Below are 12,856 nucleotides of genomic sequence, written 5' to 3'. Positions count from 1 at the left end.
GGAAGGGATAAACGCTGAAAGCATCTAAGCGTGAAGCCTACCTCAAGATGAGATTTCCCATAGCATAAGCTAGTAAGACCCCTTGAAGAACACAAGGTTGATAGGTCAGAGGTGTAAGTGTGGTAACATATTTAGCTGACTGATACTAATAGGTCGAGGGCTTGACCAATAAAAAATATAAAATTCATGTGCAATTTTCAGAGAACACTCTGAATACATCTAGTGATGATGGCGTAGAGGAAACACTCCTTCCCATTCCGAACAGGAAAGTTAAGCTCTACAGCGCCAATGGTACTGCACGGGAGACTGTGTGGGAGAGTAGGACGTTGCTAGGTAATGTGGCTCGATAGCTCAGTCGGTAGAGCAGAGGACTGAAAATCCTCGTGTCCCTGGTTCGATTCCTGGTCGAGCCACCAGGAAAAAAGCACTAACTTTTGTTAGTGCTTTTTTGTTACATATTTTTTAAATCTTCTAAAATAGTATCTATGTGACCTTTTACTTTAACTTTTCTGTATTCTTTTACTAGAACACCTTCTTCGTTAATAATAAATGTACTTCTTTCTATTCCCATTACTTTTTTTCCATACATATTTTTTTCTTTAATAACTCCAAATAGGTTACAAAGAGTTTCATCTTCATCACTTAAAAGTAAGAATGGCAAATTGAATTTTTCAATAAACTTATCATGACTTTTTAGAGAATCTCTACTTACACCAATAACTATTGTGTTCATGTCTTCTATAATAGAGTTATTATCTCTAAAGTCACAAGCTTCAGTAGAACATCCAGGAGTGTTATCTCTAGGATAAAAATACAGTATTATCTTTTTTCCTTTATATTCACTTAAAGAGTGTTCTTTTTTATCAGACCCGATAAGTGAAAAGTTAGGAACTATAGAATTTATTTCAATCATATATACCTCCTAAGTATAAAATATTATTTAATAATAATAATTATTATATAATTTAATTTTTGTATTTACAATAATAAATTTATTTATGTATACAACATTGGAAAATCTGTTATAATTTTAAATATAAAGATGAAAAGGAGTTAATGTGATGGAAAACAAAGTATTAGCAATAATTTCAGGAAATGAAATAACAGAAAATGATTTAAATAATATAATAATGAGATACCCTGAAGATAAAAGAGGATATTTTTCTTCTGATATGGGTAAAAAGCAATTATTAGAACAAATGGTTCAATTTGAATTAATGAACAAATTAGGACTAGAAATGGAATTAGATAAAACTGAAGAATTTAAAGCTCAAGTAAAGCAAGTTGAGAAAGATTTATTAACTCAAGCTACAGTTAATAAGGTATTATCAGAAATTACTGTAACTGAAGATGATGCAAAGAAATATTATGAAGCTAATAAAGATATGTTCAAAGGAAAAGAAGCTGTATCTGCTAAGCATATATTAGTTGATAATGAAGAATTATGTTCAGAAGTAAAAGCTAAGATTGATAATAATGAATTAACTTTTGAAGAAGCTGCAAATCAATATTCTTCATGCCCATCAAAAGAGCAAGGTGGAAGCTTAGGTGAGTTTGGTAGAGGAATGATGGTTCCTGAATTTGAAAATGCTGCATTTGAATTAGAAACTGGAGTAGTAAGTGAACCAGTTAAAACTCAATTTGGATATCACTTAATAAAAGTAGAGTCTAAAAAGGGTGCAGATGTTATGCCTTTCGAAGCAGTTAAACAAGAAGTTGTTGGAAGACTTACTCAACAAGCTCAAGAAAACAAATTTATGACTGTAATAAAAGAATTAGAAGATAAGTATGAAGTAAAAAGATTCTAATATATAAAGACATAATAAAAGAACTGTAACTATTACAGTTCTTTTATTATGTTATTAACTTTAGAAATAATAAAACTTATGTATGATTAAAGTAATTCGTTGTAATCATAGATATATTTATCGCAAGCTTTAGATAAAAGCTCTTCTTGGTCTTCAGAAGCTTTATCGTATACACCTATAACTTTCATGCCTGCTAATTTAGCTCCTTTTACAGCAGCTATTATGTCCTCGAAAACTATACAATTTTCAGGAGGTACATTAAGTTTATTAGCACATAAAAGATATACATCGGGGTTTTCTTTACTCTTTTTTACTTCCTCAGTAACTGTTATAGCATCAAATAAATGATAAATACCATTATTCTTTAAGGTAGCCTCTAATAAAGGAATTGAATTACTGGTAGCTAGTCCGATTTTTATATCTAATGATTTTAATTTATTGAGGAAAGAAATTACGCCTGGCTTAAGCTTTACCTTAGATGAGTAAAAACTATATGCCATGTTATGCCAAGTATCAGTAATTTCATCAATAGAATCAGACAAATTAAATCTATTTTTAAAATATTCTGCAGTTTGGTTGAATGTTAAATGAGTTATATCATCTTTTAAATCTTTAGGTGGAGTATATCCTTTAGATTTAAGAAAATCTATGTCTATTTGCTCCCAAACCCACATAGAATCCACTAAAGTTCCATCAAGATCAAAAATTGCAGCTTTAATATTATTCAAAGTATCACCTCGTAAGTAAATATATTTAAAGTTATGTATAGTTATATATTAATTTTGAATATAAAAAAAGGTAGGTTTATTACCTACCTTGGTCGGGGTGACAGGGATCGAACCTGCGACCTCATGGTCCCAAACCACGCGCGCTCCCATCTGCGCTACACCCCGTAGCACATAATTATTATAAATCTTATGTAGTGATGTGTCAATATTTTTTTTATAATATATTTATAAATTATTATAATAAATAATACTAATTAGTAATATAAATAAAGTGACAAGTTGTTTTCATACAAGTGTAAGTATGTTAAATTTTATGTATTGTATACATTATAATTGCGTATTATGACTAAATAAGAAAAATTACCATTGTCCTAACTTTCCATAAGTGTTATAATGGTAATGTGTTACAAAAGGAAAGGGGGAAGGTCTTACGACCAAGCAAAGATGAGAAAGAAAATTTTATCTGCGATATTGGCCACGACAATTATAGCAAGCTTTAGTATGCCGGCTTTCGCAACACCAGATCAAGAAGTAATAGAAAATCAACAAGAATATGACAGATTAACTCAAAAGATAGATGAAATAAATGGGGAAATATACGCATTAAATGGGCAGATTGAACCATTACTGGAAACGATTGAAAGTAACCAAAAACAAATGGATGACATTAAAGTTGAAGTTACAAACACTGAAAAAGAAATTGAAACTGCTAAAGAAGAAATAAAGAAAACTGAAGAAGTATTAGGTAAAAGAGTTAGAGAACTATACAAGTCAGGTGGACAAGCAAGTTATTTAACACTTATATTTAGTGCAGATAGCTTTAATGATTTATTAACTAAGTTAGAAGCAACAACAAGATTAGTTAACATCGATAAGAAAATGGTTAAAGAACTTAACGATAAGCAAGAAAAACTTGATAATAAGATTAAATCACTTGATGAGAAAAGTGCTGAGTTAACTAAAATTAATGAGGAAACTTCTAAGACTTTGGAAGAATTCCAAGCTAAGGAAGCAGAACAAAAAAGATTAGTTGCAGAAGCACAAGCTGAACAAGCTGTATTTGAAAGAGATTATTTAGCTGTATCTGAAAGAAAGCTAATTCAACATCAAATTAGTGTAATTCAAGATTCATCAAGTTCACTTGATGCTTTACAAAGTGCAATTAGCCAGTTAAGAAATATTAGAGATAACCAAATTAAGAGTAGTATAGTTGAAGAAGAAATTAATGAATATATTGAGACAGCTAAGACTAGAGTTGCTGAGATTGAAGCTGAACAAGCTGCAGCTAATAAGCCTAATAGAGGTGAAGTTTCTGCAACAGGAAATGCTGTAGTTGACTTTGCTTATGGATATATTGGATCGCCTTACGTTTGGGGAGCTACAGGTCCAACAAGCTTTGACTGTTCAGGATTTACAAGCTTTGTATTTAGTAATGCTGCAGGGATAAATATTACAAGAACAACTTATAGCCAAATGGGAGTTGGAACAGCAGTATCTTATGATGAACTTCAACCAGGGGATTTAGTATTTACTTATAGTGGAGATCACGTAGGAATATATGTTGGAGGAGGAAGTTACATACATGCTCCTCAACCAGGAGATTCGGTTAAGGTATCACCTGTAACATCATTCTATACAGCTAGAAGAGTACTTTAATATGTATTTTAAGACTAGGGTTTAATTCCTAGTCTTTTTTGTGCATAATAGTAGTAAAGATATTTGGAGGATTAATATGGACGTTAATATAAATATAGATGAGAGTATTGATGATTTACAGTTAAATGGGTTAATGTTGATTCAAAAGCAATCAGGATTTAGATTTGGTGTAGATGCTGTACTTTTATCAGATTTCGCTAATGTAAAAAAGAAGCATAGAGTTTTAGATTTATGTACAGGAACAGGAATAGTTCCCTTCTTACTTTATGGAAAGTATAGTCCTAAAGAAGTGTGGGGTGTAGAAATCCAGGAAGATATGGTTGAGATGGCCAATAGAAGTTCAAAATTAAATAATACTGATGATATAGTAAGGTTTAAGTGCGCTGATTTAAAAGATAAAAAGCTTGTTAGTGAATTAGGTAGATTTGATGTTATTACTGTTAATCCACCATACAAGCTTAATAATGCTGGAATTTTAAATTCTAATGATAAACTTGCTATAGCTAGACATGAAATACTTTGTAACTTAGAAGATGTTATAGTATCAGCTAGAAGGTTATTAGCTGATAATGGTAGAATGTTTATTGTACATAGACCAGAGAGATTAGCAGATATATTTGGATTAATGAGAAAGTATAATATAGAACCTAAAAGGGTTAAAATGATTCATCCAAGTGCTAAGAAAGCACCTAATATAGTTTTAGTTGAAGGACAAAGAGATGGTGGAGCTTTCTTAAAATGGGAAGAGCCGTTGTATGTATATAACGAAAACGGAAATTATAGTGAAGAAATAGATAAAATTTATGGGAGACTTTAAAATGACTTTAGGAAAAATATTTTTAGTACCAACGCCGATAGGCAACTTAAAAGATATTACGTTAAGAGCTTTAGAAGCATTAGAAAATTCTGATGAAATAGCGGCTGAAGATACAAGGCAAACTTTAAAACTACTTAATCACTTTAATATTAAAAAACCTTTATTTAGCTACCATCAGCATAATGAGCAAGGCAAGAGTGATGATATAATAGATAAATTAAAAGACGGTAAAAATATTGCTTTAGTTACTGATGCTGGGACACCAGGAATATCAGATCCGGGAAGTGTAATAGTACAAAAGTGTATAGAACAAGATATACCTTTTGAAGTATTACCGGGAGCAACAGCTTTTACAACAGCTTTAGTTTATTCGGGACTAGATACCACTAAATTTGTATTCAGAGGCTTTATACCAAGAGAAAATAAGGATAGAAAAGCTCTTATGGAAGAAGTGAAAGATAAAAGGGAGACAGTTATATTTTATGAATCACCACATAGACTTATAGATACATTAGATTTCTTAAATAAATCCTTAGGGAATAGAAGAATTGCTGTGTGTAGGGAATTAACTAAGTTGCATGAAGATATATTTAGAGGAACAATAGAAGATGCATATAATTGGTTTGTAGCTAATAGGCCAAGAGGAGAGTTTGTATTGGTTATTGAAGGGAAGACAGATAGCGAGATTAAAGCTGAAAAAGAAGAGGCTTTTGCAAATATATCTATAGAAGAACATTTGAAGAATCTTATATATACTGGAATAAGTAAAAAAGAAGCTATAAAAATTGTATCTAAGGAGAGAGACTTACCTAAGAAGGATGTTTATAAGGTAGCGATAGAAATTGAATAAAAGCGACAATTCAACTTAAAATTATAAATTCTAAATGATAAATGATAAATGATAAATTAAGGGAAAATTCCTTGAGAGGAATTTAAAAAAGAAACTAGCTGAGTAGTTTTCGCATTAATTTATAATTATGAATTTATAATTTTTCATTAAATAAAGTACTTCGTAATTTATTAAAAAAAGGAGCATTGCATTTAAGCAATAGCTCCTTTTTAAGTATGTATATAAACTATCTATCTGACTTTAACTCGTTTAAGCAGTTTTTACAGATATTTTTTCCTTTGTAGTTAGCAACGTCTCTAGCATCTCCACAGAAGATACAAGCAGGCTCGTATTTCTTTAAGATTATTTGCTCACCATCTACATAAATTTCTAAAGCATCTTTTTCAGCTATATCTAAAGTTCTTCTTAATTCTATAGGAATAACTATTCTTCCTAGTTCATCTACTCTTCTAACAACACCAGTTGATTTCATTTTAAATTCCTCCTTAACAAGTTTCGACATTTTGCAGTTTAATATTAACAAATTTGTAATTTAAAGTCAATACAAAAACATAAAAAAAAATATTTATATAGAATATTAATTCTAAATAAATTCATAAATAAACTATACTACCATATTTTTGAAAAGTCAAGGGCGTTTTTAAAAAATATGTAATAAAAGTATACCACGAAAAATGGCTTGTCTACTTGTTTTGAAGTGAAAAAGTTTTAAAATTGATAAGAAATTAAAAAAAATTTAAAAAAATTGGTAAAAAATGTGACGAATAAAAAGAAAATATTGAATTGAACAAAAATAATTACATAAAAAGGAAAAAGTAACTTGTAATAAGTTTTTTTTTACTATATAATATAATAAAGAAATAAAAGGTGAGGTGAATAGAAATGGCTGATAAAATGGATGATAACTATATAAAAGAATTGGCGGAAGAAATTTCTAAAGATTCGACAATATCATATGACGATTTACCTAAGTATGACCTTTTCTTATCACAAGTTATAGATTTTTTAAATGATAAGTTTGTAGATGATAAATATACTAATAATATAGTACAAAATTATATTAAAAGTGAAGTAATTAGTAAGCCGGAAGATGGTAAGAAAAGAGGATATACTAAAATTCATTTGGTTCAACTTGTATTATTGAGTTTTATGAGACCAGTACTTACTACTGAAGAAATAAAAAAGGTATTTAGACTAGCATTTAATGATATAAATGATAGATCAGATGATATTATTGCCTGGGAAACGGCATATAAAATTTTTGTCGAAACCCAAAGTAATAGTTTTAAAGAGTATTTAAATACCCCAGCATTAGACGAAGATAAATTAACTGAAGTAATAAAAGAACTTGATTTAGATGAAAAAGACGAAAATAGTATAAGAACTTTTGTAGTCGTTATGACATTAATTGCTCAAGCAAGCGCAATTAAGAAGTTAGTTCAAAAAATAGTAAATGAGTATCATTCAGAATAAGAACTGTCTTAACTAGGCAGTTCTTTTATTATGATTATAATCAAAATTTGATATAATAAATATATTAAATTTAGGTAGGGATTAAACATGAGTTTAGTAGTTAGAGAATCTGTAAGAGGAATAGTTGAATATATTTTACAGCAAGGAAGTCTTGATGATAGACATGTATCTAGAACAAGAGCTATAGAAGGAACTATAGCTCACGGAAAGCTTCAAAGTGATAATGCTAAAATATATGTGGAATATGAAAAAGAAGTTAAGATGGAAGGGCAGTTTGATTATGGAGATATTGTTTTATTAGTAGAAGGTAGAGCGGACGGAATAATAAAAGAAAATGATGAAATTATAATAGAAGAAATTAAATCTACTTATAGAGATTTATTATATATAGAAGAAGATTATAATCCATTGCACTGGGCACAAAGTAAGTTTTATGGGTATTTCTATTGTAAGGATAATGAAGAAGATAATATTTCAATAAGATTAAGTTATTATAATTTGAATACAAATGAAGTTAAGAGTTTTCAAAAGGTATTTTCTTTTGAGTCTTTAAAAGAATTTGTATTTAATATAGTAGACCAATATATAGATACAGTTAGATTAAGAGAAAATTTTAAGATTGAAAGAGATAAGAGCATAAAAGATTTGAAATTCCCTTTTGAAACATATAGAAAAGGGCAAAGAGAGTTAGCGGTTAATTGCTATAGTTCAATAAAGCAAGGCGGTTTATTATTTGCTCAAGCTCCAACAGGTATAGGAAAGACTATCTCCACTATATTTCCTTCGGTGAAGAATTTAGGAGAAGGAAGAGGGGAACGAATAGTTTACTTAACATCTAAAACTATAACCAGAGTAGTTGCAGAAGAAGCTTATACAAGGCTTATTAACAACGGTTTAAAGTTTAGATTTATAACTATTACAGCAAAGGAGAAAGCTTGTATAAATAATGAAGTTAAATGTAACCCTGATGATTGTCCGTATGCAGTAGACTATTTCTCAAAGATTAATTCAGTAATAAGTGAAGTATTAAAAGAAGAAAGTACATTTTCTAGAACTGTAATTGAGAAATATGCAAGGAAATATAAAGTATGTCCATTTGAATTGTCTTTAGATTTATCACTATGGTGTGATGGGATTATATGTGATTATAATTATGCTTTTGACCCTAGAGCAAAATTGAAAAGAATTTTTGAAGATGATAATTCTAAAAATATAATTTTAATTGATGAGGCTCATAATTTAGTTAACAGAGCTAGAGATATGTATAGTGGAGAGATTTTTAAGAGCAAGGTATTATCAGTAACTAGGTTATTAAAAGGGAGAGTTCCTAAACTATATAAGGTAGTTAATAGCATAAATAAAGAGTTAATTGAAATAAGAAGAGAGTTAGAAGAAAGAAATCTTAATGTCTTATATCATAATGTTAAATATAAAGAATTAATAAAACTACTTAGATTGTTTATAGCTGAATCTGATGAGTACTTAGTAAAAAGTAAAAATACTAATGGATACGAAGAAATATTAGATTTTTATTATGAAGTAAGAAGTTTTGTTGCTTTAAGTGAACTATATTCAGAACAGTATACAACAATATTAAAGAAGGATAAGAATGAGTTTTCTATAAAGATATTTTGTATAGATCCATCTAAAAATATAGGTGAAGTTATAAATGGTTCTTGTTCAACAGTAGTTTTTTCAGCTACTCTATCTCCGGTTAAATATTATATAGATTTATTAGGTGGAAATGAAGAAAGTTTTAGAGTTAAATTTAGTTCTCCGTTTAAAAAAGAGAATTTATCAACATATTTATACCCATTAGATATGAGATATGTGAATAGATATAATAATATAGATAAGTTATGCACAATTATTAATGGTTTTATAAATGATTTAAAAGGAAATTATATGATATTTCTACCTTCCTTTGAATACTTAAAGAAAGTTTATTCAAGATATGTCGAAATTTATGGTGAAGAAAACACTATAGTTCAAGGGGAAGGACTTTCGGAGAGTGATAAAGAGGAGTTTTTGAATAAATTTGAAGGGGGAGCTAATGTAGCAGCTTTTTCAGTTGTAGGTGGTATGTTTTCAGAAGGGGTTGATTTACCTGGAGATAAACTTATAGGGGCTATTATAGTAGGAGTAGGATTTCCTATGGTATCTATAGAAAATGATATAATTCGAGAATACTTTGGGATAAATGGATTTGATTATGCATATGCTTATCCAGGGATAAATAAGGTGTTGCAATCAGCAGGAAGAGTTATAAGAACAGAAACAGATAAAGGAAGAGTTCTTTTAGTAGATAATAGATACAACAATTTTAAATATAGAAGTATGTTACCACAAGAGTGGGAATTAGAATCATATAAATAAGTGCGGAGCACTTTATTTAATCTACAATTACAAATTTTCAATTCTAAATTAAGGAGGAAACTGATTAAGCAGTTTCCTCCTTAATTTATCATTTAGCATTTATAATTTTCAATTGAATTTCTTTGAGCTTTTACTCTGTTACTATTATGCTGTATGAGCAGTTAAACTCTTTTCCGATTTCAAGTAATTGAATTCCTGCTTTATCTTTTAATTCTCCGTCGAAGTCTACAAAATCAGCATGACCAAACCAAGGTTCTATACAAACAAATGGGCATCCTGTTGGCATAGCCCATAATCCCATATAAGGGAAACCTGTAAAATCCATTGATAGTGACTGATTATGATTTTTTGACTTAATACTAATTAAGTTAGAGTCTAAGTTTTTAAATATTAATGCATCATTTTTAAATAATTCTTTATGAAGTGGTATAGTATTCTCATTATTTAAATATGGAATAGTATTATGAGATATTAATCCTACATTCATATCTAAAGTCATTAGATCTGCTGTTTCTTTTTTATTAAATTCAAAGTAGTAATCATTAAGACTTTCATTATCTTTTATAGGGCACATGAATCCAGGATGAGCTCCTATTGAGAAATAAATAGTTTTATCATCTAGGTTAGTTACTTTATAAGAAACTTTAAGGTTATTATCTATTAATTCATATGAAATGTATAAAGAAAATTTATAAGGATAAACTTTAAGCGTATCTTCTGAATAAATTAATTCATAAGTTAGTTTATTATCTTCACAATTTTTAAGAGAGAATTCTCTAACTCTAGCAAGACCGTGTTGAGGAAGTTCATATGTTTTACCATCAACTTTATATTTACCATCTTTAACTTTACCAACTATAGGGAAAAGGATTGGAGCATGGTACTTCCAAAAGTCAGGATTTCCATTCCATAAGTACTCAGTATTAGTTTTCTTGCTTTGTATACTGTGAAGTTCTCCTCCGTGTGTTGATGAAGATATTTTTAAAAAATCGTTTTCTATTACTTGTAACATTATTACACCCCCGAAAATTGTTATTTAATTGAATTATACAACATAGTTATTAAATAATTAAGATAGAAAAATAAAAATATTAAAAGTATAATAAATTTTGGTAAAAACTATTATATAATAGAATAACAAATTATTTATAAAGATGTGGTGAAATTTATGTCCAAAGAGAACAGAATTAAGAAGAGGTCTTTCTTTGATTTTATGATATATTTTATTATTAAGGTTAAGAATGATGATATCTTCGCATTAGGAGCACAGTTAGCATATTATTTAATATTATCATTTTTCCCTTTTTTAATATTTTTGATGACAATAATAGGTTTTAGTAAGTTGGATTCCATGCAAATAATTGAGGGGTTAAGTGCTATACTTCCTAGTAGTGTTTTTGAGTTAACATCTACCATTATAGTAGAGGTTGTAGAAAATCAATATACAGGATTATTAGGAGTATCTATAGTCTTATCTATGTGGGCAGCATCTTCTGCTTTTAGAGCTGTTACCAAAGGAATTAATAAGGCATATAATTTAAAAGAAAATAGATCGTTTATAAAGAGAGCAATAATAGCTTTAATATGTACATTTGCCTTAGCATTTACTATAGTTGTAGCATTAGTATTATTAGTATTTGGAAATCTAATAGGTGATTTATTGATTTCATATATACCGTATAATGCACTTATAGGAAAGCTGTGGAATTTGATTAGATATATTATGGTTTTAACTATAATGATTTGTATATTTGCAGGAATATATAGATATACGCCGGCTAAAAGAATAAGCTGGAGGGAAGCATTCCCAGGAGCTATAGTTAGTACAATAGGATGGCTTATAGTTTCATTAGGGTTTTCATTTTATATAAATAACTTTAGTAATTATTCAAGGCTATATGGTAGCTTGGGGGCTGTCTTTGTATTGATGACTTGGCTTTATATATCATCAATAATATTAATTTTAGGCGGAGAGATAAATTCTGTCCTCGTAATTCGAAAAAATAATTTGAGAATAAAATAAGTTAAAGGACTATGCGTGGCATAGTTCTTTTTTAGTAAAAGATTAATAGCTAAAAAGTAGTCATGTAATGTATAGAATAAATTAAGTTGGGCATAATCAAAGAAGTAATATTCAGGAGGTGGAATTAAATGAATAAAATAGTTTTAGTAGGAAAATTAATTAAAGACCCTGAACTAAAGACTATAGAAGATGGTGAGAAGGTATTTACTAGATTCATAGTTGCAGTTGAAAGAAATTTTAAAGCAGCTGATGGAACAAGAAAATCTGATTTAATACCAGTCACTATTTGGGGTAGAAAAGCAGAAGTAATATGTAAGTATATGAGAAAAGGAAGCTATATTAGTTTAAGTGGTAGATTAAGAACCGGAAGCTATGAAGATAAGCTTGGAAATAAGAAGTATATAGCTGAAGTAGTTGCAGAGGATTTTAAATTTGTCGGTAATAGAAGAATTGATAGAAGTGATGAAGATATGAATATAGAAACTCAATAAATTTGATAAAAGAGGCTGTAAAAAAAGAGTGAATAAATTACTAAAAAAGTAGTTTATAGATCTTTTTTTATCAGTCTTTTAATTTATCTGTTATGTTATTCGACAATAAATAAATAAAAATTGCTTTATATTTACATATAACATGGAAAAATGTAATATTAATTATTCTAAAACAACATTTTATGTAGAATTAGTAAGGAAATTTTAGTTAAACAGGAAACAATTTTTGACATAATTTAAAAAAATAATGTGATATCTTTATTAATATGAAATATGTTAAGGAGGTATTGCTATGAAGATAGTAGAATCATTAAGTTTAGCTATTGAAAATAAGGGAAAAAAGATTATGTACTTCTACAGATTAACTCAATGTCAAACAAAGACTGGACAAGCTTTTGGAATTGAGGTTGAAAGACAAGATTTAAGAGAAGATGTTTTAGTAAATATTGAAAGAGATTCAGTAGATATAATTTCAACAAAAGAAGATAAAGTTAGAAGTATATTAGAACTATTATACAAAAATAATGTATCACCTATTCATTTAATAGATGTTATAGGATCATATGTTGATGAATGTATAGAAGATTTTAATGATGTTGAATCTTTAGTTGGAAGTATGTAATTGTTATAATGA

At 28.8% G+C, this 12,856-nt stretch carries 13 protein-coding genes, 2 tRNA genes and 2 rRNA genes; 12 read left to right on the top strand and 5 right to left on the bottom strand.

Features of this window, described 5'->3' with window-relative positions; translation table 11 throughout:
• The 3 genes from H8S20_RS16030 to H8S20_RS16020 all read left to right on the top strand — a co-directional run.
• A 23S ribosomal RNA gene (locus H8S20_RS16030) occupies positions 1–169 on the top strand; the annotation flags it as partial.
• A 49-nt stretch (positions 170–218) separates the two neighbouring features.
• Positions 219–335 (top strand): 5S ribosomal RNA (gene rrf, locus H8S20_RS16025).
• Between the two features lie 5 nt (positions 336–340).
• A tRNA-Phe gene (locus H8S20_RS16020) sits at positions 341–416 on the top strand.
• 35 nt (positions 417–451) lie between these two features.
• Here H8S20_RS16020 and bcp read toward each other — a convergent pair.
• Positions 452–913 (bottom strand): thioredoxin-dependent thiol peroxidase, encoded by a 462-nt coding sequence (gene bcp / locus H8S20_RS16015; RefSeq protein ID WP_032116977.1) that lies wholly within the window; start codon positions 911–913, stop codon positions 452–454.
• A gap of 148 nt (positions 914–1,061) precedes the next feature.
• On the opposite strand from bcp, the gene H8S20_RS16010 reads away from it, so the two are divergent.
• Positions 1,062–1,808: a peptidylprolyl isomerase gene (locus H8S20_RS16010; RefSeq protein WP_032120364.1), complete on the top strand. Its 747-nt coding sequence runs from the start codon at positions 1,062–1,064 to the stop codon at positions 1,806–1,808.
• 86 nt (positions 1,809–1,894) lie between these two features.
• Here the strand turns inward: H8S20_RS16010 and H8S20_RS16005 are convergent, their stop codons facing one another.
• Both H8S20_RS16005 and H8S20_RS16000 read right to left on the bottom strand, forming a co-directional pair.
• The gene (locus H8S20_RS16005; RefSeq protein ID WP_186860710.1) at positions 1,895–2,536 is read right to left on the bottom strand and encodes an HAD family hydrolase; all 642 of its coding nucleotides are present in this window, start codon (positions 2,534–2,536) and stop codon (positions 1,895–1,897) included.
• Between the two features lie 89 nt (positions 2,537–2,625).
• Positions 2,626–2,701, bottom strand: a tRNA-Pro gene (locus tag H8S20_RS16000).
• Between the two features lie 279 nt (positions 2,702–2,980).
• On the opposite strand from H8S20_RS16000, the gene H8S20_RS15995 reads away from it, so the two are divergent.
• The 3 genes from H8S20_RS15995 to rsmI all read left to right on the top strand — a co-directional run bounded on the left by H8S20_RS15995 (position 2,981) and on the right by rsmI (position 5,859).
• Positions 2,981–4,192: a C40 family peptidase gene (locus H8S20_RS15995; protein WP_186860709.1), complete on the top strand. Its 1,212-nt coding sequence runs from the start codon at positions 2,981–2,983 to the stop codon at positions 4,190–4,192.
• A gap of 76 nt (positions 4,193–4,268) precedes the next feature.
• Positions 4,269–5,009, top strand: a complete 741-nt coding sequence (locus tag H8S20_RS15990; RefSeq protein ID WP_186860708.1) for a tRNA1(Val) (adenine(37)-N6)-methyltransferase — start codon at positions 4,269–4,271, stop codon at positions 5,007–5,009.
• Between the two features lies 1 nt (position 5,010).
• The gene (gene rsmI, locus H8S20_RS15985) at positions 5,011–5,859 is read left to right on the top strand and encodes a 16S rRNA (cytidine(1402)-2'-O)-methyltransferase (RefSeq protein WP_186860707.1); all 849 of its coding nucleotides are present in this window, start codon (positions 5,011–5,013) and stop codon (positions 5,857–5,859) included.
• A gap of 226 nt (positions 5,860–6,085) precedes the next feature.
• Here rsmI and H8S20_RS15980 read toward each other — a convergent pair whose 3' ends face one another.
• Positions 6,086–6,331, bottom strand: coding sequence for an AbrB/MazE/SpoVT family DNA-binding domain-containing protein (locus tag H8S20_RS15980; RefSeq protein WP_032120359.1), 246 nt, complete (start codon positions 6,329–6,331; stop codon positions 6,086–6,088).
• A 410-nt stretch (positions 6,332–6,741) separates the two neighbouring features.
• Here H8S20_RS15980 and H8S20_RS15975 point away from each other — a divergent pair, with 410 nt between their 5' ends.
• Both H8S20_RS15975 and H8S20_RS15970 read left to right on the top strand, forming a co-directional pair.
• Entirely contained in the window at positions 6,742–7,332 is a 591-nt protein-coding gene (locus tag H8S20_RS15975) for a DUF1836 domain-containing protein (protein WP_032120358.1), read from the top strand.
• Between the two features lie 87 nt (positions 7,333–7,419).
• Entirely contained in the window at positions 7,420–9,708 is a 2,289-nt protein-coding gene (locus H8S20_RS15970; protein WP_186860706.1) for an ATP-dependent DNA helicase, read from the top strand.
• Positions 9,709–9,838: 130 nt separating this feature from the next.
• Here the strand turns inward: H8S20_RS15970 and H8S20_RS15965 are convergent, their stop codons facing one another.
• Positions 9,839–10,720: an aldose 1-epimerase family protein gene (locus tag H8S20_RS15965; RefSeq protein ID WP_032120356.1), complete on the bottom strand. Its 882-nt coding sequence runs from the start codon at positions 10,718–10,720 to the stop codon at positions 9,839–9,841.
• Between the two features lie 156 nt (positions 10,721–10,876).
• On the opposite strand from H8S20_RS15965, the gene H8S20_RS15960 reads away from it, so the two are divergent.
• The 3 genes from H8S20_RS15960 to H8S20_RS15950 all read left to right on the top strand — a co-directional run bounded on the left by H8S20_RS15960 (position 10,877) and on the right by H8S20_RS15950 (position 12,844).
• Complete coding sequence (locus H8S20_RS15960) at positions 10,877–11,731, top strand: YihY/virulence factor BrkB family protein (protein WP_042282332.1); 855 nt, start codon at positions 10,877–10,879, stop codon at positions 11,729–11,731.
• 128 nt (positions 11,732–11,859) lie between these two features.
• Positions 11,860–12,222, top strand: coding sequence for a single-stranded DNA-binding protein (locus tag H8S20_RS15955; RefSeq protein ID WP_032120355.1), 363 nt, complete (start codon positions 11,860–11,862; stop codon positions 12,220–12,222).
• 292 nt (positions 12,223–12,514) lie between these two features.
• Positions 12,515–12,844, top strand: a complete 330-nt coding sequence (locus H8S20_RS15950) for a DUF6514 family protein (protein ID WP_032120354.1) — start codon at positions 12,515–12,517, stop codon at positions 12,842–12,844.
• The last annotated feature ends 12 nt before the right edge of the window (positions 12,845–12,856 follow it).

This window comes from Clostridium hominis (assembly GCF_014287825.1).
Classification (GTDB): Bacteria; Bacillota; Clostridia; order Clostridiales; family Clostridiaceae; genus Clostridium; species Clostridium hominis.
This window is presented reverse-complemented; position numbering and strand designations above follow the sequence as displayed.